Origin of the sequence: Kribbella sp. NPDC049227 (genome assembly GCF_043197265.1) — a bacterium.
Lineage (GTDB): Bacteria > Actinomycetota > Actinomycetes > Propionibacteriales > Kribbellaceae > Kribbella.
Map to the genome: position 1 here is coordinate 173,602 of NZ_JBICST010000006.1, position 21,736 is coordinate 195,337.

Annotated in this window: 20 protein-coding genes; 7 read left to right on the forward strand and 13 right to left on the reverse strand. The window is 68.5% G+C overall.

Going from position 1 to position 21,736, the window contains the following annotated elements; genetic code table 11:
• Positions 1–15 precede the first annotated feature (15 nt).
• Both ACGFH6_RS26850 and ACGFH6_RS26855 read right to left on the reverse strand, forming a co-directional pair.
• Positions 16–396: a VOC family protein gene (locus ACGFH6_RS26850; protein WP_393389190.1), complete on the reverse strand. Its 381-nt coding sequence runs from the start codon at positions 394–396 to the stop codon at positions 16–18.
• Positions 393–1,136: an ArsR family transcriptional regulator gene (locus ACGFH6_RS26855; protein WP_393389192.1), complete on the reverse strand. Its 744-nt coding sequence runs from the start codon at positions 1,134–1,136 to the stop codon at positions 393–395. The genes ACGFH6_RS26850 and ACGFH6_RS26855 overlap by 4 nt, the downstream gene beginning before the upstream one ends.
• Before the next feature lie 160 nt (positions 1,137–1,296).
• On the opposite strand from ACGFH6_RS26855, the gene ACGFH6_RS26860 reads away from it, so the two are divergent.
• Complete coding sequence (locus tag ACGFH6_RS26860; protein WP_393390553.1) at positions 1,297–2,640, forward strand: sigma 54-interacting transcriptional regulator; 1,344 nt, start codon at positions 1,297–1,299, stop codon at positions 2,638–2,640.
• Here ACGFH6_RS26860 and ACGFH6_RS26865 read toward each other — a convergent pair.
• The 6 genes from ACGFH6_RS26865 to ACGFH6_RS26890 all read right to left on the reverse strand — a co-directional run bounded on the left by ACGFH6_RS26865 (position 2,588) and on the right by ACGFH6_RS26890 (position 10,655).
• A complete protein-coding gene (locus ACGFH6_RS26865; RefSeq protein WP_393389194.1) occupies positions 2,588–3,355 on the reverse strand; it encodes an amidohydrolase family protein in 768 nt (255 codons plus the stop codon). The genes ACGFH6_RS26860 and ACGFH6_RS26865 overlap by 53 nt on opposite strands.
• 4 nt (positions 3,356–3,359) lie before the next feature.
• Entirely contained in the window at positions 3,360–4,667 is a 1,308-nt protein-coding gene (locus ACGFH6_RS26870) for a penicillin-insensitive murein endopeptidase (protein WP_393389196.1), read from the reverse strand.
• 16 nt (positions 4,668–4,683) lie between these two features.
• Positions 4,684–6,519: a hypothetical protein gene (locus ACGFH6_RS26875; RefSeq protein ID WP_393389198.1), complete on the reverse strand. Its 1,836-nt coding sequence runs from the start codon at positions 6,517–6,519 to the stop codon at positions 4,684–4,686.
• Positions 6,519–7,814, reverse strand: coding sequence for a hypothetical protein (locus ACGFH6_RS26880; protein WP_393389199.1), 1,296 nt, complete (start codon positions 7,812–7,814; stop codon positions 6,519–6,521). The genes ACGFH6_RS26875 and ACGFH6_RS26880 overlap by 1 nt, the downstream gene beginning before the upstream one ends.
• Positions 7,811–9,316, reverse strand: a complete 1,506-nt coding sequence (locus tag ACGFH6_RS26885) for a hypothetical protein (RefSeq protein WP_393389202.1) — start codon at positions 9,314–9,316, stop codon at positions 7,811–7,813. Before ACGFH6_RS26885 ends, ACGFH6_RS26880 begins: the two co-directional genes overlap by 4 nt.
• Positions 9,317–9,458: 142 nt before the next feature.
• The gene (locus tag ACGFH6_RS26890) at positions 9,459–10,655 is read right to left on the reverse strand and encodes a hypothetical protein (protein WP_393389204.1); all 1,197 of its coding nucleotides are present in this window, start codon (positions 10,653–10,655) and stop codon (positions 9,459–9,461) included.
• A gap of 85 nt (positions 10,656–10,740) precedes the next feature.
• Between ACGFH6_RS26890 and ACGFH6_RS26895 the strand changes: the two genes are divergently transcribed.
• The gene (locus tag ACGFH6_RS26895) at positions 10,741–11,364 is read left to right on the forward strand and encodes a DUF1684 domain-containing protein (RefSeq protein ID WP_393389205.1); all 624 of its coding nucleotides are present in this window, start codon (positions 10,741–10,743) and stop codon (positions 11,362–11,364) included.
• On the opposite strand, the gene ACGFH6_RS26900 is transcribed toward ACGFH6_RS26895, so the two are convergent.
• Positions 11,353–11,769, reverse strand: a complete 417-nt coding sequence (locus ACGFH6_RS26900) for a hypothetical protein (protein WP_393389208.1) — start codon at positions 11,767–11,769, stop codon at positions 11,353–11,355. The two genes, ACGFH6_RS26895 and ACGFH6_RS26900, sit on opposite strands and share 12 nt — an antisense overlap.
• A 1-nt stretch (position 11,770) precedes the next feature.
• Complete coding sequence (locus ACGFH6_RS26905; RefSeq protein WP_393389211.1) at positions 11,771–12,280, reverse strand: DUF2231 domain-containing protein; 510 nt, start codon at positions 12,278–12,280, stop codon at positions 11,771–11,773.
• 113 nt (positions 12,281–12,393) lie between these two features.
• On the opposite strand from ACGFH6_RS26905, the gene ACGFH6_RS26910 reads away from it, so the two are divergent.
• Positions 12,394–13,098, forward strand: a complete 705-nt coding sequence (locus ACGFH6_RS26910) for a helix-turn-helix transcriptional regulator (protein WP_393389214.1) — start codon at positions 12,394–12,396, stop codon at positions 13,096–13,098.
• A 6-nt stretch (positions 13,099–13,104) separates the two neighbouring features.
• Here the strand turns inward: ACGFH6_RS26910 and ACGFH6_RS26915 are convergent, their stop codons facing one another.
• On the reverse strand, positions 13,105–15,120 hold the full coding sequence (locus ACGFH6_RS26915; RefSeq protein WP_393389217.1) for a DEAD/DEAH box helicase: 2,016 nt from the start codon (positions 15,118–15,120) through the stop codon (positions 13,105–13,107).
• 601 nt (positions 15,121–15,721) lie between these two features.
• Here ACGFH6_RS26915 and ACGFH6_RS26920 point away from each other — a divergent pair.
• Positions 15,722–17,245, forward strand: coding sequence for a DUF4041 domain-containing protein (locus tag ACGFH6_RS26920; RefSeq protein ID WP_393389220.1), 1,524 nt, complete (start codon positions 15,722–15,724; stop codon positions 17,243–17,245).
• On the opposite strand, the gene ACGFH6_RS26925 is transcribed toward ACGFH6_RS26920, so the two are convergent.
• A complete protein-coding gene (locus ACGFH6_RS26925) occupies positions 17,242–17,745 on the reverse strand; it encodes a winged helix-turn-helix transcriptional regulator (protein ID WP_393389223.1) in 504 nt (167 codons plus the stop codon). The two genes, ACGFH6_RS26920 and ACGFH6_RS26925, sit on opposite strands and share 4 nt — an antisense overlap.
• A 79-nt stretch (positions 17,746–17,824) precedes the next feature.
• Between ACGFH6_RS26925 and ACGFH6_RS26930 the strand changes: the two genes are divergently transcribed.
• Positions 17,825–18,292, forward strand: coding sequence for a nuclear transport factor 2 family protein (locus ACGFH6_RS26930; protein ID WP_393389225.1), 468 nt, complete (start codon positions 17,825–17,827; stop codon positions 18,290–18,292).
• Positions 18,293–18,483: 191 nt separating this feature from the next.
• Here the strand turns inward: ACGFH6_RS26930 and ACGFH6_RS26935 are convergent, their stop codons facing one another.
• A complete protein-coding gene (locus ACGFH6_RS26935; RefSeq protein WP_393389228.1) occupies positions 18,484–19,446 on the reverse strand; it encodes a TIGR03557 family F420-dependent LLM class oxidoreductase in 963 nt (320 codons plus the stop codon).
• Positions 19,447–19,554: 108 nt separating this feature from the next.
• Here ACGFH6_RS26935 and ACGFH6_RS26940 point away from each other — a divergent pair, with 108 nt between their 5' ends.
• Entirely contained in the window at positions 19,555–21,345 is a 1,791-nt protein-coding gene (locus tag ACGFH6_RS26940; protein WP_393389231.1) for a thiamine pyrophosphate-requiring protein, read from the forward strand.
• A 67-nt stretch (positions 21,346–21,412) separates the two neighbouring features.
• Positions 21,413–21,736: a plasmid stabilization protein gene (locus tag ACGFH6_RS26945; protein WP_393389234.1), complete on the forward strand. Its 324-nt coding sequence runs from the start codon at positions 21,413–21,415 to the stop codon at positions 21,734–21,736.

Here is a 21,736-nt window from a genome sequence, read left to right on the forward strand (position 1 = left end):
AGTGCTGGGCCGCCGTCAGCCTGCGGGCTGGAACAGCTCGATGAGGTTGCCGGCCGGGTCGGCGATCAGGATCTGGCGGCCTCCTGGGCCGGAGGTGGGTTCGCTGCGGAACGGGACCTTGGCGGCCTCGAGCCGTTCGATCTCGGCGTCGAGATTGTCGACAATCAGATGGATGCGGTTTCGGCCGGCGTCCGCCGCGTCGTCCGGGGTGGCGCGGGCGCCAGAGGTCTGCGGTCCGGAGAGCAGGAGGCGCAGTGGTCCGCGGGTGACGTCGGCGAACACCGGCGCCGGGTTGCTCCGCAGGACGAAACCGAGCTGGGTGGTGTAGAAGTCGATGGCCGCCGGGACGTCGTCGACGATGTAGCGGACGCTGGCGAAGGTCTCCTCGTCGTTCATGGTTGTTCCTCCTTGAGGCTCGGCAGCAGGTGCCGAACGCGGATGTCGATGTCCGCCGCCGCGGAGACGAACCTCGAGTAGCTGCTCCGGCCGTCGTCGCCGGCCGCAGGGTCGGGGATGCTCCAATGCGCGCGGGGCGGGTTGTCGGCGAGCGTTTCGCGCGCCTTGTCGCACAAGGTGATCACGCGCTTGAAACGACTGTGCAGGGTCGAGTTGAGCGGCCGCGGTGCCTGCTCCTCGATGTCGATGTCGTAGTGCTCCCGCAGTACTCGCACGGCGTGCGGATGGATTCGGTCCTTGGGCCGGGTCCCGGCACTGCTCACGCGCACTCGGTTCCCGGCTCGGTGTCGCAGGAGCGCCTCGGCAATCGGCGAGCGTGCGCTGTTGCCGCTGCAGACGAACAAGACGCTCGAACGGCGTGGCGGTTCCTCAGGCACCGGCGTCATCCGGAGCGCCGGATGCAGCGCGGTGCCGGCATCGGCCAGCGCCTCGGCACAGCGGTCGAGGTCGAGGTGGTAGTAGCTGTCCCGGGCGTCGAAGCTGCTACGCCGCGAGGCAACCAGGCCGCCGTCGCGCAGGAGCCTCAGGTGGTACGAGACCAGGTTCTGCGGCTCGTCGACAACGGCGACCAACTCACGCACCCGTAGATCGCTTCGGGCGAGCTCGGCCACCAGCTGCCATCGCAGCGGATGACTGACCAGCCGGACGAACTCCGGCACACCGTTCACGGTGCCTGACATTACATCAAATACATTTGATGGACCACCTGTCGTCGACAACAGCTGGAGGTTGCAGGCTGTGGTCTGACGGTGCGGATGCGCGTACGGTTGGAAGGTCGCTGGGGCTGGGCGATCGTGGGGATACAGCGCTATGTCTCGTGGGGAGATTGGGCCCGTGTGGATGCGCTGTCTCGGGGCTGCGGGGGAGTCGCGTGCGGCGCAGGTGGTTTGTGACGCGCTGGCGGGGGAGGGCGTAGTGGTGCCGGAGTCGGCACCAGCCGTGGGGCGGATCGGTGTCGTTGTCGTGAACACCATCACCGAGCGGGAGGTGGCGTTCGTGCGCGCGGCTGCCGCGGACGGGGAGCGGCGGGTGCTGGTTGTCGTGCCGGCTGGTGCGTCGGTCGACGTCGACGGTTCATGGCAGTTGATGTCGGCGGGCGCGGCCGATGTCATCGCCTGGGACAGGTCGGACGATCCCGCGGCGGATGCGGTCGAGCGGTTGCGGCGGTGGCAGCACGTCGACACGTTGATGGACTCGGCCGTGGTGACCGAGGAGCTGGTCGGGCGCTCGCCGGCGTGGCGACGAGTACTGCGCCAGATCGTCGAGATCGCGCACTTCACGTCGTTGTCCTTGCTCATCACCGGCGAGAGCGGGACGGGTAAGGAGCTCGTGGCACGGCTGGTCCATGCACTGGACCCGAGACCCGACAAGGGCGATCTCGTCGTACTGGATTGCACGACGGTGGTGCCATCCCTGTCCGGCAGTGAGTTCTTCGGGCATGAACGTGGCGCGTTCACCGGCGCCGTCGCCCAGCGAGTCGGCGCCTTCGGACAGGCCGACGGCGGGACCTTGTTTCTCGACGAGGTGGGTGAGCTTCCACTGCAGCTCCAGGCCGAGTTGCTCCGCGTGATCCAGGAGGGGACGTACAAGCGCGTCGGTGGGAACACCTGGCACCGGACGACGTTCCGGCTGATCTGTGCGACGAACCGGGACCTGCTCGACGAGGAGAGCCGCGGGACGTTCCGGCGGGACTTCTATCACCGGATCGCCGCTTGGCGGTGCGCCCTGCCGAGCCTCCGCGAGCGGACGCGCGACATCCTTCCGCTCGCCGAGCACTTCGCTGCGATGCAGGAGGCCGCCGGCGGATTCGACCCGGCAGTCAGTGCCCTGCTGACCGGGCGGCCGTATCCGGGGAACGTGCGCGACCTGAGGACGCTGGTCGAGCGGATTGCTCAGCGGCATGTCGGGCAGGGACCGATCACGGTTGGCGACGTACCTGATGACGAGCGGCCTCCGGATGACGCGCGGGAGGCGTGGCGAACGGGACGTGCGTTCGAGGGTGCCGTGATGCAAGCACTGGCCGGAGGGGCGTCACTGAAGGAGATCGGTGACGTCGCGCGGGACACCGCGGTTCGGATGGCTGTCGCGCAGGAGGACGGAAATCTGAAGCGGGCTGCGCGGATCCTGACCGTCAGCGAGCGTGCGCTTCAACTGCGGCGGGCCGCCCAGCTCCAAGAGGGCTGAGCAGTTGCAGCAAGGTGCCGCCGAGGACCGCCTGTTCGTCCCGCCGCGAGAGGCCGAGTGCCTTGATCTTCGTGAGCTCGAGTCCGGGATGCAGCCATGGCCCGTCGGAGCCGAAGATGAGTTTCTCCGGCCCGGCCCGCCGTACTGCGTCGACGAGCAGGTCGAACCGTCGTACGCCGGACGTGTCGGCGTACACGTTGGGCAGTCGCACCAGTAGGTCGATCACCGCACGCTGCGCGGTCCAGTCGTCGGCGAAGCTGCCCAGGTGCGGCACGATGAACGCGACCCGCGGGAACTCGGTGGCGAACAGTTCCAAAGGCGCCACCTGGCCCATCGGGTCGTAGAGCACCGGCAGGCCGAACCGGTCCGCGGCGCGCGCGATCTCGGGCGTCAGTGCCGCGTCGTGCCGGTGCACTTTCAGCCCGCGGAAGCCGAGTTGGTGCACGGCCTCGTACACCAACTCGGCGACCCGCCCGGCATCCCGGGCCGGGTGGACGAAGGCGAACCCGATGAATCGCTCGGGCTTGCTCGCCACCACCCGGGCCACGGCCCGGTTGGCGGTCAGGTAGTCGCCGTGGAACACCGAGAAGAGGACCGTGTGCGTGATCGCCGCGGCGTCGGCCCGCCGAAGGTAGTGGTCCAACCGGCCGACGTCCCACGGCCCGGTGAGTGTGTCTCCTCTCCCCACATGGCAGTGGGCGTCGACGATGGTCATCGCCCTAAGGCCGCTGGACTCGTACGGCGCCCGCCGGCAACTTCGAGAACCGGTCCTCGATGAAGAACGCGTTGTTCCGCTGGTTGAGGCCGGCGCGCTGGCCGATCCACTGCCAGCGCTGGCCCTTGGCGTAGTCCTGCGTGAACTTGGTCCACTGCGCGTCGGTTGGCAGTCGTCCGTGCCGGTCGCGGAAGTAGACCGCCGTACTGGCGAACTGGGTGGCGTTGCCGATCGGGTTCGGGATGGCTCCGGTCAAGGCGGTGGTGGCGAGGTTCCGCGCAGGCTGCGGGAGTGCCGGCCACGCCGTGCTCTGGAGCTTGAGGAACTGCCGCAGCTGACCGACCGGGATCCCCGGCGGCGCCGGCGGCGGGTACGTCGCTCCCGTCTTGACGAACTCCGGCTTGTGCATGTGCCGTCGGGCGGCACCCCAGTTCTTCAGCGACGCCTGCAGCGGCGTCGAGTACGCCCGCAGGAACCCGTGGAAGGTGGGGTACTGGCGATGCCGGATCAGGCCGTAGAGGTTGATCATCGCCCAGATGACCGCCCGGTTGTCCGCGTTGTCCCGCCCGCCGGCCTCACCCACGATGAACCGGGCCGTCCAGACCAGGTCGTCGCTGGTGAACTGATAGGTGAAGCGCGTGCCGTCGGGCCGCGTCGCGTGGATCGTGCCGAGCCGGACATTCTGAGCTCCGCCGCCCGGAGCCGCCTGCACCGGGGGCGCGCTGGGCGCGTACGAACCGCCGGGAGCCGCCTGCGGCGGAGGCGCGCTGGGCACGTACGAACCGCCTGCCGCGGGGAAGGACCCTCCGGTGGCGGGAGTGGTCGTGAACGAGACGTGCATGTGGTCGTGGTGACCACTCAGCGGGGAGACGCCCTTGACCTGTGGGTCGTTGAAGAACACCCGCGAGACCTGCAGCACTGGGTTGCCCCGGATCAGGTCGACCAACTCCTGCGTGAGCTGACGAGAGTAGACCGGCATCGTGTAGTTGACCGGCTCCTCCTTGCCGTCGTTGCGCACCGGCCGGATGTCGACGTCCGTCCCACGCTGGTGCGACTTGTGCGGCGACATCGGTCCACCGCCGCGCAGGCTGATATCGGTGATCCCGATTCGCGGCCCGCTCGGGTGCCGTCGCTGCCACTCGGCAGCGACGGCGGTCACCGCACGCAGCGTCTCGCGGCGACCGAACTGGCGGCCGGTGCTCTTGCAGTAGAACCCCGGACCCGACTGGGGCAGGGCGTTGTCCAGTGCGTCTGTGCCGCCCGGGGTGGAGACCTCGCCCCACGTCTCGTCGAGGAACGCTTGGGTCGTCATGATTCAGCCTCCCTGGTCAGAACGTTCCGGAGTAACCGGGCAGCTGCGCGGGCGCCGACGTACGGCGGGAGCCAGTGCCGGCCAACTGGTCGAGCAGTCGCTGCCGGAGCAGGATCGACGGCATCGTGGTGTCCACCGGGTCGACGGTGAGATCGGCTCCGGTCACCGCCTGGTAGGCGTGGATGTAGCCCTGCAGCTCCGGACGCCAGTAGCGGACCCAGTTGGCGGCCTGCTGGGGCAGTCTGATGTCGTTCCAGTTGCCGTAGCGGATGCCGAGAAGGAGCTGCTCACCGAAGATCGCCAGGTCACGGAAGTGCAGTACGGACGCATCGGGCCAGCCGTACAGGCGCTTGACCGTCTCTACCGGATCCATCCAGGCCTCCGGGTAGGCGACCATGACTCGGCTCGGCAGGAACTCCCGCATCTCCGGGCGCGCGAGCATGTACTGGTACATCAGGTCCTCCTGGCGCGCCTGCCAGGGCAGCTCGAGGTACTGGTTTCCCTGCCCCTCGGTGAGCTGCAGGTGCACCTCCTTGAGCGCGTTGAGGACCGGGAAGGCGTCCGCGAGCACTGTGGTGTCGTCGTCCTCCTTCAGGAAGATCGAGACCACGTGCAGCAACCGGTGGAAGCTGCTGAGGAAATGCACCCTGCTGTCGGCCGGACGCATCGGCGGCTGACCAGGCTGCAACATGCTGATGCCGTAGTGGTGGAACAGTTCGTACGCGACCCGGGTGTCGGTGAGGCGATGCTGCTCGTCGTTGACCATGCCCCACATCAGATTGCTCAGCGGCCGGAGTGGATCGATCTCCAGATGCGCGAGGGGGTCCGGGCCACGACCGGTCCGGACGTTCTGGAAGCGCAGTAGCAGCGCCGACATCGCGTGCACCAGATGAGCCTCGCGGTGCCAGTAGTTCCAGATCAGCTCGATCAGGCACGGATTGGTCAGCTTGCTCTGCAGGATGCCGTAGGTGTTCACGCCGAAGTCGCGGTCGCCGACGATGTCGACATCGCCGAGCTTGAGCCGGATGACCGCCAGGTACGGCAGGAATGCCTGGTCCTCCTCACCTGGCAGCCGCGGGCCTTCGGTGATGTAGTCCTCCCACTGGTGCCGGATCTCGGCGCGGAACGGGTCGTCGTCCAGATCCGGACGGTTCAGCCGGACCCGCTCCTCGTCGAGGTCGAGTCCCTTGAACGGCCGGCCCAGCCGGTTCGCGTCCACCCGGACACCGCAGTGCGCCATCATGAACACCTCGGTCGCGGTCTTCAGCACCCGGTACTGGTCCATGTCCGGGAACGGCAGCGCGCGGACCTTCTGCAGTTTGGCGAGCCGGCGTACGTCGCGTCTGCGCATCGTGCCGGCCAGGAATTCGGAATACCGGTTGAAGGACAGGGCCTGGGTACTGTTGCGGATCGCGACCCAGAACGCCTGGTCGTCGGTCTCCACGACGTCGCCGCGGCGCATCGTCACCGCGACCGCATCGCCGGAGGCGAACGGCCGGGCCCGCACGGTGACCTCCTCCTTGCCATGGACGACGATGGTCGTCGGCGCCGGGGGAGAACCGCCACTGCCCCGCCTGACCGGGTGCAACTCCGCAGTCACGCGCACGCGGATGTCGAAGGTCCCGGGGGTCTGGTCGTCCGGAACGTGCCAGACCGCCTTGGCCTCCGTGACCTCGTCGTCGGGGTCGTAGGTCTGCACGATGAACGGTCCGCGACCCGGGAAGTTCCAGGACGCCTCGGTGATGAAGTAGGTCTCGGAGGTGTCGAGCGTGGCGGTGAGCCGGACGCGGCCGGCCTGCTCGATCGTGTCCGGGCTGGGGGTCAGGATGACCTCGGGTTCGTTGCTTGGCATCAGGGTGTCTCCTTTGAACTGGTGAGAGATGTGCCGGCGGCGGCGAACGTGGAGTCGAGCGCCCACCGGGTGAGCAGGTCGTTGACGACCGTGCTCTCGTCCTCGGGTCTGAGCCGGCCGTCGGCGCGGGCCTGGCCGAGGATCGCGAACGCCAGCGTCGGACGTTCCCGGCACAGCCGGCCGGGGTCGGTCAGTACGTCGTCGTACTGCCGCGCGAGCCGGTCGGGAGTGCGTTCGCGGGTCGGGTAGATGTCTGCGAGCGGGTGATCGCGCAGGGCCGGCGGGCGGTGGCCGGCGAGGATTCGAGCCAGCAACGGACAGGTACGGCGAAGCGTCGCGAACAGCCGTTGCCGCGCCGCATCGAGACCCGTCGCCGGGTAGAGCTCGTCCCACAACCGCGCCACGGCCGCCCATTGCGGATGTGGGTAGAGAACGTCGCCGAGCGCGCAGCTGAGGTGGACCCGGATCCAGGGGAACGGATGCGGATCGCCCTCGGTCATTCGCAGGACGAAGACACGGGGGAGACTCACGACACCCATCAGCCCGAGCGTCGAGCCGATCCCGAGTTTGCCGACCGAATGCAGGTCGGCCACGATCTCGGACAACCACCGCTGCCACAACTGCCAGGCCGGCCGCTCATTGTCCGGTCGCGTCCGCGCATAGCGCCGTACCTCGTGTTGCAAGGACGGAACCAGCTCCAGCAGGGCCGCGACCTGGTGGCCGCATTCGTGCAGGAGCGACGACGCGATTCCGCTCGAGCCGATCATCCGCTCGCGCGGGATGAGGACCAGAGCCGTCGGGCTCGGGTCGCCACCTGCCAACCGGGTCCGCGCCCGCCGGATCGCCGCGCCCTGACCCCGATCGAGGTAGCAGATGATCGGCGGTACGGCGATGCCGGGAAGCTGCAACGCATCCCGGGCCGCCACATCCAAGCCGGACAGCCAGATACCGATCCGGCTCTCGCTGCGTTGGGTGATGGCCTGCTGGAACGTGTCGAACTGCGTGAGTACGTCGTTGAACCGCCAGCGCAGGCTGACGAACCGGCGTTGCTGCTCGTCGGGTGGCGCCGAAGCACCGGCGCCGAGGAGCCAGTCGTAGTACTCGTCCAGTCGACGCCGTAGCTCCTCGCGGCCCTGGATCAGGAAGCGCTCGACCGCCAGCAAGGCGTCCGGCGCCAGTGCGGCCGCCGGCAGCATCGACTCGTGCAGCACGAACGGCTGCACGAGTGCCAGCCGCGTGCGCAGCGCACGGCACTCCTGCTCCAGGAACCACACGGCGTCGGCCATCGCGGTCACGCCCCGTAGAGCACGATCTGGCTGCCGTGGCGTGACCAGCGACCGCCTGAGCTCTGCCGCGACGACCCGCGGTACCCGTACTCGCTCTGCCCGCCGGAGTCCGGTGGGGCATCAGGTGGCGGCGCGTCCGGCGGTGGTCCTCCGTCAGGTTTGGGTGCCGCACCGTTCGGCGCGGCACCGCCCGGGGGCTCCTGCTGCGGAGGCTCCTGCTGTGGGACCGGATAGGGCGGTGGGAACGGCGGGACCGGGTACGGCCAGGCGGCGTACGGGTATGGTCCGGGCTGCTGCGGGTGATGGGGCCGCCTGCGGCGTTGCTGCTGCGAGCCGTGCCACTGACCCGGCCGCGCGAACGACGGGTAGCGCCGAGCCACTCCGCGGGCATGCCGGCGCGCTGCGCCGTACGCGGCTGCGCGGGCTGTCCGCTGGGGCTGCCCGTGCCGCGGGGACAGTGCCGCGTTGCGGGTCGCGGCGGCGGAGAACCGGACGTACCTGCGGGCGACCTCGAACTCGGCCTCGTCCTGGCTGAGCGCTTCCAGTTCACCCATCTCGGCCTCGAAGAGCTTGGTCGCCATGCTGCCGAGCCGGGTGCCGATCGCCGTACCGATGCCGGGGGCAACGAACGAGCCGATCGCACCACCGACCATCGGGAGCGCCTTCTTGGCGACGTTCTTGAGGATCCCGCCGAGGGCTTTGCCGGTCGGCGAGTCGAGGAAGCCGCCGACTCCCTTGGCCACGTTCTTGATCAGGCCGCCGAGGAACTGCTCCAGTTCGGCTTCGTCGCGGATCTCCAGCAACTGCGCGGCCAGCTCCATCTCCTGCTGCTCGCCGAGTGGGCTGGAGTACTCGCCGTTCAGCTCCTGGAGCTCGGCCTCGAACTGCTCGAGCTCGCCGGGCATGGCCTCCTGGAGTTCGTCGAACTCGGCTTCGCCGTACTGCTCACCCTCCCCGAACTCGTTGTACTCACCTTCTCCGAACTCTCCGTACTGCTCGCTTTCCCCGTATTGCTCGCCTTGGCCGAACTCGTCGTACTCGCCCTGGCCGTACTCCGTCTGGCCGAACTCACCCTCGCCGTATTCGCCGTACTGCTCGCTCTCGCCGAACTCGGCATAGACCTCGCCCGGACCGAACGAGCCTTCGTATCCGTAAGCCGCCATCACGCCGTTCCTTCCTCCTGGTCCATCTGTCAAGGTCGCGAACCGATCCCAGGCCGACCGCACCAGCTCACGAGTCACCTCGAGCTCGCGGTCCTCCGCGCTCAGTCCCTCCAGTTCGAGCCCGAGCAACGTGCTGACGCGTGCCGGATCGGAACCTTCCTGGAGCCGGATCCAGAGCGGGAGACTCTGATCCACCAGCCGCGCCACCTGCTCGGAGGTCGCGGTCGGGAGGAGTCCGGCCAGGCTGGTCGCCATGGCACGCAGCGCCGTCACGGCGCCAGCGCGGTCCCGCACCTCGATGGCGCGAGTCGCGAGCTCCAGCTCATGCACCGGATCCAGCTGCTGCACGAAGACCCTCCCGGTCACCTGCTCTGTCGCGAGATCTGTTCGACCAGAGGGATGCATGATCCGTGCCAGGGGTCATCGGTGCGGCCGCCGAAGTCTGTTTCGTCTACCGAGCCTCGGATGGGCTACGCCGGCGAAGTTTGCTTCAGCGTCGGGACTGCGCGGCGATTCCGAGCTGGGCCCGGTATTTGGCGACGGTACGACGGGCGATCGGGTGGGTCGTGGTGGACAGCAGCCGCGCGATCTCGCCGTCCGACAGCGGTTCGGCCTCGTGCGCGATCAGGTCGCGCACGGCGTCGCGCGGTTCGGCCGACGTACAGAAGAAGTCCGCCATCGGGGTGAGACGTCCCGACGGCAGCTGCGCCCAACGGGCCGACACGGCGCGGGACACCGTCGACTCATGGACGCCGATCGTGCGCGCAACGTCGGCGCGGGTCAGGGGAGCGGGACAACCGGATCTCCCCGCCAGGAAGACTTTCTGATTGTCGACAATCGCCTCGCCGACAGCGCGCATTGTCTGCCAGCGCTGGTGCAGACGGCTGACGAACAACCTCGCCCGTGCAAGCCACTCCTGGCCCGCCGCACCGCCGGCTCGGTACGACGGGCTGATTGCCAGCGCATGCCGAGCCTCCTCGGCGATCTCGATCGTGAACTCGTCCACGAACACGTAGTCCGGCCGCAGCACCTCGGCCCGGGCGTTCGTGGTCCGCGGCGGCCAGCACCCGAGCTCCAGTGCCACGAACGGCACCAACTGCTCCTTGATGAAGTCCGCCGCTGCCTGGATCTCCGCAGCGGACGTCCCGAGGGCATTGGCGATTCGGTCCAACCGCCGGCCGGCCAGGTCCTCGAGATGCCGGTCCACCACGGCCCTGACGACAGCCGGAGTCCAGTCCTCGAGCTGAAGCAACAGGCACTCGCGCAGGTCCCGAGCGCCGATCCCAGGTGGCCCAACCTTCCGCACGGCCGCCAGCGCACCCGCGACTCGCGTCGTACTGACCCCGAGGCAGCCCGCGATCTCATCCGTCGTACTCGTCAACCGCCCACGCTGGTCGAGGCAGCCCACGACGTACTCCACGATGGCTCCATCGGCGGCGGGCACCAGCAATCCTGCCTCCGCCCGCAGGGCGGCCACCTCGGCGCCATCAACCCACTCGGTCACCCCAGCAAGAGGTCCGCGCCCGGCGCCGTCGTCGACTCGCTCGAGCGCGGGGTTGTCACCCAGTTCCCGCTCCACCAGTTCGTCCACCCCGACCGCGGGCAGCTGCAGCAGCTCGGCAAACGCGACGATCTGCGGCCGCAACTCCAACCGCAGCCCGACCCGCCCCTCCAACGCCAACTCCACGCGCCCCCACCCCCTCCTACCATCCCCCGTCTGCAAGCTCCATGCCAGCCACTCGCACTGTGGAGTGGCGCCGTAGGGTGGTTGGATGAGCGAAGAGCGGGGAGCACCGGGCGCGCTGGATACGGCTGACTGGCGGCGGCGCGTGTTCGCGCTGTACGGCAGTGTGCGAGCGGCCGGCGACCCGGCCGAGGGGCATGCCCTGTGGCGGGCAGGCAGAGATGAACTGCTGGCGACCCACCCTGCATCGCCTGTCGAGGAGCGCGACGACTTCAAAGGGGTTCCGGTGGGGGACTACCGGCCGGAGTTGCGGTTCGAGGTCGCGGTCGACACGGAGGTCGAGCCGGTCCGGTGGGAGGTCCCCTCGGCCACCGACGGCGTGATCCCGTTCTCGCGAGTCGGCGTACTGCACCTACCAGCGATCGGCGACCTCGACGTGTGGTGGCTCGAGTCGTACGGCGGTGGTGTGTTCGTGCCGGTCAAGGACGCGCTGGCAGGATCACGCACGTACGGCGGCGGCCGCTATCTGCTGGACACCGTCAAGGGCGCCGACCTAGGTGGTGACATCCGCGAGGGCCGGCTGATCGTGGACCTGAACTTCGCCTACAACCCGTCGTGTGCCTACAGCCCGCTGTGGACCTGCCCGCTCGCGCCCGCCACCAACACGGTGAAGGCAGAACTGCCGGTCGGCGAACTGACGTCAGACCTCTAGGGCTGCCAGCAGAACCAGCACCACGGTGACGACGGCGAACAAGCCGTGGCCACCAACGACAGCAACTGGGAAGTGCCGCTCAGGTGGGACGTCTGCTGTTGCCACCTCGGCCGCCGCACGCGCTCGGTACGTCGGCAGCCAGCGTCGCAGCATCGCGAACCCGAGCAAGGCCACCGGCACGAGCAGAATGAACGCGACCCAGGCCAGAGCGTCGCTGTCGACGATCAGGTAGATGATCCACAGCACGAGCCCGATGGCCGCGAGGGCGAAGTGACTGAAGATCAGTGCCGGCCGGAACTTGCTCGTGCTCGGCTTGCGTGGCCCGCCGTTGCTGATCCAGGTGTACAGCAGGTAGAAACCACCGACCGCGGTGATCAGCCACGTGACGAGTGCTGCGATACCCATGTCATCTCCTCGGCTCGAAACCTTCGGCCTGGTCGTCCTCCTCGGCGACGCGTACGCCGTACCGGAAGGCCAGCTTTCCCCCGAGATAGCCCGACACCATGAGTGCGGCCAAGCTGACCCCCGACAGAACGATCGGACCGACCGCGACCTGGTCGGCATCGGATCCACGGCGCCAGAGCGCGTTGACGACGTACGCCACGACGATCGCCACGTTCAGGACCAGGTGGATCAACCCGGTCCGGAACGCCGGTGTGCCGGGCGGGATGGCGAAGAAATCCAGTAGCCCGACGGCCGCGGCCGCGAGTGCGCCGACGAGGCCGATCACGATCAGCCACGTCGACGCCTGGACCAGGTACGCCGCGTCCGCCGCCCGCGATCCGATGTCGAAGACGAAGCTGGCCAGCCAGGCGCCGATCGGGATCGTCACCAGGATCGGGTGGAACGGGTGACCATACGGGCCGGTGAGCAGCGCACTGACCGGGTGCTTGGCGGCAGACGACCGATCGGACATCGGCACCTCCTATTTCACCAATCGAGTTTGGTCTTATTCCGACCGGCAGGTCAAGAGGTGGGCGCACGTCGGCGTCGCTTTTGGCCAATGTTCGTGTCCGTTATCGTGGACGGGTGGCTGACGAGGGACTCGGTGCGGACGCGACGATCAGGGCGGTCTCGGCGTTGGGCGACGAATCCCGGCGCCGGATGTTCGGGTTCTGCCGCCGGGCCGGCCGGGCGATCAGCCGGGACGAGGCGGCGGCCGAGGTCGGGATCTCGCGGAAGCTTGCCGCGTTCCACCTGGAGAAGCTGGTCGAGGCCGGGCTCCTGCGAGCCCACTACGAGCACGGCGGCAGGCTTCGCAAGGTCGGCCGTGCCCCGAAGCTGTACGAACCGGTCGAGACCGACGTGCGGGTGTCGATCCCGCCGCGCCAGCCGGACCTGCTTGCGGAGATCCTCCTCGACGGCGTCCTCAGCCGGGACGATGACCTCAGCCCGATGGACTCGACCCTCAAGGCAGCGTTCCGCCGAGGTGAACGCGTCGGCGAAGAGGAACGCGCCCGATCCCGCCCCGGCCGGCTGAGTGCGGAACGTGCGTTGACGTTGTCAGAGGCAACGTTGTCGCGGGCCGGCTTCGAACCGGACCGTCCACGCCCGAACTGCGTCCGGCTGCACAGTTGCCCGTTCCACCCACTCGCGCAGGCGCAGCCCGACGCCGTCTGCGGCATCAACCACGCCTTCCTCACCGGCATGCTCAGCGGCCTGCGGGCAACCACCGTCCGCGCCGTCCTCGACCCAGCCGGCGGCGAGTGCTGCGTGGAGATCACCGCCGACTGACAGGCCCTAGAGCGAGTTCTCCAGGGCGTCCGTCAGGAGAGCTGCCAGGGCTTCGAGCTGGAAGTCCGCGGAGGACGAGACTTCTTCGTCGGAGCCGTCGAGGGCCCGGGCGGCGAGGCTGGACTTGCTGTCGATGAGGTCGGCGATCCTGGTGTCGATGGTCTGGGCGGCGATGATCCGCCACGCGGTCACCGGCATGTCCTGGCCGATCCGGTGGACCCGGTCGATCGCCTGCGTCTGCTCGGCGTTCGTCCAGGACAGCTCCGCGAGGACGACGTTCGACGCGACCTGCAGGTTCAGGCCCACACCGGCGGCCAGCAGCGAGCAGACCGCGACGGAGACCTCCGGGTCGTTGACGAACGCGTCGATGTTCTTCTGCCGGTTCCTCGCGGTCTGGTCGCCCCGGATCGAGGAGAAGCGGATGCCGCGCTCGGTGAAGAGCTCCTCGGCGGCGTCCATCACCTCGATGTGGCGAGCGAAGAAGACGACCTTGCCGACGTTCTGCGCGAGCTGCGCGGCGTAGTCGGCGGCCAGTCCGGCCTTAGCGGTACCGATCCGGCGGACCAGGGTGAAGACGTTCTCGCCGGTCTTCGCGTTCGCCATCTCGGTGCGCTCCCAGCCGGCCACCCGGCGGACGAGCTCGTGGTCGATGCCGTCCACGGTGGTGCCGGAGGTCCGCGTCTCGAGTGCGGTCTGGTACCGCTGCACGAGGCGGTTGGCGAGCTCGCGCTCGGCGTCGCGGATCGAGCGGCCGAGGGCGCCGTCGAGCTCGACGGGCAGATCGGCGATCCGGCGGGCCGGGATGTCGGCGGCCACGTCGACCTTGCGGCGGCGGACGATGCCGAGGTCGATCACCGACGCACGGGCGGCGGCGTAGAAGCCGGGGTCGGCCGGCGTCAGCTCGGTCTCCTCGAGCGACTCCATCAGCTCGGCCCGCGGACCCTTGTCGTCGATCCAGCCGAGGTACTGCCAGATCGCGGTGAAGTCCTCGATCGAGTTGATCAGCGGCGTTCCGGTGAGTGCCATCAGCAACGGACGCGGCGTACGGGTCCGGATGCGTTCGGACAGCTGCAGGACGTTGCGCGATCGCTGCGACTTCTTGTTCTTGATGAAGTGTGCCTCGTCGACCACCATGCCGCGGAAGCCGAGGTCGCCGAGCCAGCCGACGTGACGGTCGAGTACCTCGTAGTTGACGACGACGATGTCCGCGAACCCGTCGATCGTGTCGCCGTCGCCGTGGATCACCGTGGCTGTCTTCTGCGGCGTCCAGAGGCCGGCCTCGCGAGCCCAGTTCGTCTTCACGACGTTCGGTACGACGGCCAGCAGGGGATAAGCGTTGGCGGCGCGAGCGGCGAGCAGGGCCTGAGCGGTCTTGCCGAGGCCCGGCTCGTCGGCGAGCAGGAACGTGCGGTGGCCGGCCGAGGCGGCCGCGATCAGGCGCGCCTGGTGTGGCATGAGCTCCAGGCCGCCGGCCGCGTTCAGAGAGGTCGGCTCGGGCAAGGTCATGCTGGCCGCGGCGCCGGCGTACTCGAACGACTTGAGCAGAGGCCCGATGAGTTCCCAGCCGGCCAGTCGGCGCGGGCGCGGCGGACGGGACGGGGCAGCCGAGAAGTCGGGTGCGAGGAACGGGTTGGCGAGCTGACGCTGGACCACAGCCTGCGGTACGACGCGGCGCGCGGCATCTGGTGGAGTCACCGGCTCGGTGGGCGCGGGCTCCTCGTGCGGCGCCTCGACGCCGGCGGACTTCAGCATGTCGCGCTTGAGCCGCGCACCCGCCTCGGACACGACGGCGTCCTCGGCCAGCAGCCCGAGGAGCGAGGTCTCGCGGGCGGCCGCCTTGGCGAGGATCGTCGCGACGCCGTCCAGCCGCCGGAGTTGCTCGGCGCGGTAGGTGTCGGTCGCGTTCTGGTCCGCGTTCACGCGGGCGCGCTCCTCGCGCACCAGCAGCGCGACGACCTGGAACTTGGTGCGCACCGACGGGCGTACGTCGGAGCGCTCGACCGCGCTCTCGACCTCCCGCACGGCCCGCGCGAGGACGGGGATCAGACCGTCGCCATCGCGGGCAGGACGCCGGCGACGGGGAGCGGAACGGGCAGCGCTTGACTGGCGCTGGCCTCGTGGGGCCAAAGACTCCTCCTCAGTACTGCCACGGCACGAGAGCCATGGCTGAACGCAGCACCGCACGGCCATCCCGCCGCCGCGACACGTCGCGCCGAGAGTCCGGTAGGGCCACCGGGAAACGGCGCAGAACCACCGCTTCCGCGAGCGATCGCTGTCCCGGACTCCACCGGGACCGGCCACCGCGTGCGATTGGCGACCTCTAGTCGATGACTGTGACCTCCGGGCCAAGACGCAGCCGTCGCCGGGGGCGGTCGGCATTGCCGATGTTCGGTGCTGTGCCCAATAGTAGCCTGCGTCCGCGACCACGGCTGTTCACCCTCGGTAAAGTTCCGATCCGGGCCGTCTGACGAGCGCTACTCGAGGTGGCGAGATGTAACGGATTCGTGTCGTACGGCGATATGGGCTTGCGTGGGTGGCCTTTGCCGGGGAGGGCGAGGCTGGTGTGGGGGCCCGCGGGGCGGCCGTCTGGTCGTGACGTGTCTGACGTGGGGGAGCGTGCTGCATGTCGTATCGATTCAACCCGCCGCCGAACTGGCCGAGCCCGCCGGCCGGCTTCGTCCCTGAGCCGGGTTGGGAACCCGACCCGAGTTGGCCGCCGGCCCCGCCTGGGTGGCAGTTGTGGGTCGAGAACGTGCCCGTCGGATCGCATGCGAGCGCCGTACCGGAACCTCCGCTGCGGAGTCCGGTCGCGGTACGCGCGAGGCATGCGGCGCGGACCGAGCACGCGGAACAGCAGACTGCTCCGGCTGAGGCGGTCGGACTCGACATTCCGGGCCGCCGTGAGGGACGCGGGTTGTTCGGTGGGAAGAAGCGCCTGGAGAACGAGGTCGAGCGTCTGCACCACCTGGTGGAGCAGCTCGGCGGGATGGATGCGCTGACCATCGCTGCCGAGACGGACCGCCTGCGCGACGAGCTCGGTCAGGTGCAGTCTGCGCTGGGCAGTGCCCGGCAGGATGTGTCCAACGCTCAGGCCGAGCTGACCGCCGTACGGCAAGAGGTCATCGAGACCAACGAGGTCGCGATGCTGCAGGAGGTGGGCATCTACGAGTACTCGCATCCGTTGGCGGACGCAGTTGCCTACAAAGCGCGGCTGGCCGAGCTGAAGGACCAGTACAAGGCGCTCGCGCGGGGCGACGGTGCCGTCACGGCTTCGACGACCTGGCAGGTCAACAACTCGGCGCGTGAGGGCGCCAAGATGGTTCGCGAGATCTCCAAGCTGATGCTGCGCGCGTACAACGCCGAGGCGGACAACTGTGTCCGGACAGTCCGGCCACATCGCCGGGCGTCGAGTGTCGAGCGTCTGTCCAAGGCGCGCGAGTCCATCGCGCGGCTGGGTCAGAGCATGAACATCAGAATCAGCGAGGACTACCACGCGCTGCGCGTCGACGAGGTCCTGTTGACTGCCGACTACCTCTCGAAGGTCGAGGAGGAGAAGGAACGCATTCGCGCGCAGCGGGAGCAGCAGCGCGAGGAGGAAGCAGCGCGGCGCGAGTTCGAGCGGGAGAAGTCGAGGCTGCTGAAGGAGCGGTCGCACTACGAGACCGCCCTGGCTCGGGTGCAGGCGACAGGTGATACGGCCGCGATCGACCAACTCCAGGCACAGATCGCCGAGATCGAGTCGTCGATCGCCGGCGTCGAGGAGCGCGAGGCGAACATCCGGGCCGGCTATGTCTACATCATCTCGAACGTCGGATCGTTCGGTCAGAACATGATCAAGATCGGCATGACGCGGCGACTCGATCCGCTGGACCGGGTGCGCGAGTTGGGCGACGCGTCGGTTCCGTTCAGGTTCGACGTCCACGCGATCATCTTCAGCGAGGACGCGCTCGGCCTCGAGGGTGGACTCCATGCGGCGTTCGCGGAGAAGCGCGTCAACAAGGTCAACCTGCGGCGGGAGTACTTCTATGCGACTCCTGCCGAGGTCCGTGACGAGCTGGCCCGGATCGCGGGGCAGCACCTTCTCGAGTACCACGATCTGCCGGAAGCGCTCGAGTGGCGGGCGAGCGGCGGCGCGACGCCTGACTAACGCCCGGGATCGGTGAGGGCTGTGGCGATGAGGGCGGTGCCGGGTGCGGTTCGGCCGCCGGGGCCGGGGGACGGGGAGACGTCGGCGGCGGTGAGGGGGTCGCCGCATTCCGAGCAGGTGACTGTTGGGGTCGTGCGGTGCCCGCAGGTGGTGTGAGTGAAGTGGAGCGGTTGCCCGGCCGGTGGAGTGGCCCAGCGGTCGCCCCAGGCGGTGAGAGCCATCAGGATCGGGATGAGTTCGCGGCCGGCTTCGGTGAGGGCGTAGGTGTAGCGGACCGGGTTGTCTTGGTACGGCGTACGGACGACGAGGCCGCCGTTCATCAGCGTGGTGAGCCGGTCGGTGAGCAGATTGCGCGAGATGCCGAGGTCGGTGACGAACTCGTCGAAGCGGTTCAGGCCGAGGTAGAGATCGCGCAGTACCAAGGGGGTCCACCAGTCGCCGATGACTTCGAGGGACTGGGCGAGCGAGCAGTGCATCGAGGCGAAGCTGGTGTTCCGCATGTCACCACTCTAGTCAGTTGCGGTATTGAACTCACCATCTCTACGGTGGAGGCGACGGCCGACGAGAGGGGAGCGGGGCATGTACCACCGGATCGTGGCAGCGCAGGTGCGGAAGGCGTTCGCGGAGATCAGTGCCGGCAACTGGGAGGCCATGGTGGCGGGGATGGCGCCGGCCTTCACCTACCGGTTCTACGGGGATCACGCGTTGGGCGGTGAACGGCACACGCACGATGCGCTGCGGCGCTGGTGGGAGCGGTGTTTCCGGTTGCTCCCGGACACCAGGTTCGACGTACAAGACGTCCTGGTCGCAGGGTGGCCGTGGAACACGCGAGTCGCGACCGCGGTCACAGTCCACGTCGGTGTCGTCGACGGCACGCACTACGAGAACGTCGTACACCAGTTCCTGCGGTTGCGGTGGGGCAAGATCACCGAGGTCCGCACCCTCGAGGACACCGCCGTACTCGAGAAGACCCTCGACCGCCTGGCCGCCGCCGGCTACCCCGAAGCCCACGCGACCCCAATCACAGACCGCGACCGCAACGGCTGAAGCCGGACGCTGTGGCGTGGCGTGCAGACGGACGGGTGGTGCCGGGTCGACGGGTAGTGCAGTTGAGCGCGGGGTGCGTCCCGTGTACGGCGTCTCGCGGGTGCACTACCCGTCGGTCCGTACACGTCCGGTCGATGTCCGCGTGGCCGTCAGTCGCCTTGGGGGAGTGGTGCTCACGGTGGTGCTCCTCTTCAGGTGCGGCGGTGGAGTTCGGGGAGTACTTCGGTGCGGTAGAGGTTCATCATGTCGACGGAGTGCGGGCCCATGTTGGCGACGTAGATCTCGTCGAAGCCGGCGTCGACGTACGGCATGAACGCCTCGACATGTGCGTCCGCCTTGGATCCGCAGGTGACGGACTGCGCCGTCGACTCCTTGGTGACGAGTTGGCTCGCCTGCTCGAAGTGGCGCGGTGACGGCAGCACCTGGGACAGCTCGCCGGGCAGACCTGAGTTGCCCCAGATCCGGTGCGCCTGCTCGATACCTTCTTCCTCGGTCGGCGCGTAGCTGACCTTGAACCCAGCCTGCGCCGGCTTGTCCCCGCCGCCGTTGTCGCGGAACCGCTGGAGCAGCTCCGAGTCCGGCGAGGTGGTGATGTAGCCGTCCGCGATCCGCGCCGCGACATCCGTTGCCTCGGGCCCGAATCCGGACATGTAGATCGGCAGTGGCGTGTCCGGCCTGGTGTAGATCCGGGCGGTGTCGACGGTGTAGTGCTTGCCGTGGTGAGTGACGAACCCCTCCTCCGTCCACAACCGGCGCATGATCTCCACCGCCTCTTCGAGCATCTCCAGCCGTACGTCGACCGTCGGCCAGACCGACCCGAGCACGTGCTCGTTCAGCGCCTCGCCGGTGCCGATGCCGAGCTGGAACCGCCCGTTCAGCAGTACGGCGCTGGTCGCGGCCGCCTGCGCGATGATCGCGGGGTGGATCCGCACCGTCGGACACGTCACCGCGGTGGTCACGGGGAGTTCGCACACCTGGGAGACCGCACCGATGGTGGACCAGACGAACGCGCTCTGACCCTGTTCGTCGTTCCACGGATGGAAGTGGTCACTGATCCACAGCCCGTCGAACCCGGCGTCTTCGGCCAGCCGCGCCTGCTCGATCAACTGGGCCGGCGTGTACTCCTCACTGGACAGGAAGTAGCCGATCTTCACGTCGTACTCCGATCGTTTGAGTTACCCGCCGGGTGCCCGCTCCCGCCTCATCCATGCACGGGCTGAAACGACTCGAATAGGCGTGGGGTCAGCGGGCACAGGGCGGGGATGAAGACCACGGTTGCTGATCTGATCCTGCAGAGACTCCGCGACTGGGGAGTCGACCATGTCTTCGGGTACGCCGGTGACGGCATCAACGGGCTGTTGTCGGCCTGGGAACGAGCCGGTGACGAGCCCCGGTTCGTCCAGGCGCGGCACGAGGAGATGTCGGCGTTCGAGGCGGTCGGGTACGCGAAGTTCACCGGTCGCGTGGGCGTGTGTACGGCGACCAGCGGACCGGGTGCGATCCACCTGCTCAACGGTCTGTACGACGCGAAGCTCGACCACGTCCCGGTCGTGGCGATCGTGGGCCAGACCGCGCGGTCGGCGATGGGCGGCAACTATCAGCAGGAAGTCGACCTGATGTCGCTGTTCAAGGACGTCGCCAACGAGTACTGCCAGCAGGTGATGGTCCCCGAGCAGCTACCGAACGTTCTGGATCGCGCGATCCGGATCGCGGCGTCGCGTCGTACCGTCACGGCTCTCGTGGTGCCGGCCGACGTCCAGGAACTGGAGTACGAGCCGCCGTCGCACGCCTTCAAGATGGTGCCGTCGAGCCTCGACCTGACCTGGTCCGCGCCGGTGCCGGGCGAGGACGATCTGCGCCGGGCCGCGGACGTCCTCAACGCGGGGGAGAAGGTCGCGATGCTCGTCGGTCAGGGCGCGCGAGGTGCTCGGCAGGAGGTCGGCACGGTCGCCGACCTGCTGGGTGCCGGGGTGGCGAAGGCGTTGCTCGGCAAGGACGTGCTGTCCGACGAACTGCCGTGGGTGACCGGGTCGATCGGGCTGCTCGGCACGCGGCCGTCGTACGAGTTGATGACCGGCTGCGACACGTTGCTGATGGTGGGTTCGAACTTCCCGTACAGCCAGTTCCTGCCGGAGTACGGCGCGGCGCGCGCGGTGCAGATCGACGTCGATCCGACGATGGTCGGGCTGCGCTATCCCTTCGAGGTGAATCTGGTCGGCGATGCGGCCGAGACGCTGCGCCGGCTGATCCCACTGCTCGACCGCAAGGACGACCGGTCCTGGCGCGAGGACATCGAGAGCAAGGTCGAGCGCTGGTGGCAGGTGATGGAGCGCCGGGCGCACACCTCTGCGGACCCGGTGAATCCCGAGCTGGTCTTCCACGAACTGTCGCCCCGGCTGCCAGATGACGCGATCGTGGCGGCCGACTCGGGGTCGGCCGCGAACTGGTACGCGCGGCATCTGCGGTTCCGCGGCGACATGCGCGGATCGCTGTCCGGCACCCTCGCGACCATGGGACCTGGCGTGCCTTATGTCATCGGCGCGAAGTTCGGCGAGCTCGGCCGGCCGTGTATCGCCCTCGTCGGCGACGGCGCGATGCAGATGAACGGCATCAACGAGCTGATCACGATCGCCAAGTACTGGCAGGACTGGGACGATCCCCGGCTGATCGTCGCCGTGCTCCACAACAACGACCTCAACCAGGTCACCTGGGAGCTCCGGGCCATGGGCGGTTCCCCGCAGTTCCTGCCGTCGCAGGAACTCCCGGACTTCCCGTACGCCGCGTACGCGCGCAGCCTCGGCCTGGCCGGCGTACTGGCGGCCAAGCCAGAGGAGGTCGCGCCGGCGTGGGACGAGGCGCTGGCCGCGGACCGGCCCTGTGTCGTCGAGTTCGTGACAGATCCCGCCGTACCGCCGATCCCGCCGCATGCGACCTGGGATCAGCTGGAGAAGGCGCTGGAGTCGATCGTCCGTGGTGACTCCGACCGGGTCGACGTGATCAAGGAAGGCGTGAAGTCGAAGGTGCAGGAATTCCTGCCGGGGACGAAGTCCTGACTGTCAGGCAGTCGTGATTGTCAGGGGCAACTTCGGGTACCGGCCGGAGGGTCGAAAGGAGCGCATCATGCCCGCAGGATCGAACGCCAAGCGCGAACGGCAGTACGAACACATCAAGGCCGGGCTGAAGCAGCGCGGCCGCAGCGAGGACACCGCGGAGGAGATCGCCGCGCGCACCGTGAACAAGGAACGCGCCCGCTCCGGCGAGTCCAAGGAGAAGAGCCGTACGTCGACCCACGACATCTCGTCGGGCCGCCGCGGCGGACTCCGCTCGCACAGCGGCTCGAAGGGCCGGACCAAGGAGCAGCTCTACAACGAGGCCAAGCACAAGAACATCAAGGGCCGCTCCAAGATGTCCAAGGCCCAACTCGCAAAGGCCGTCGGCAGGTAG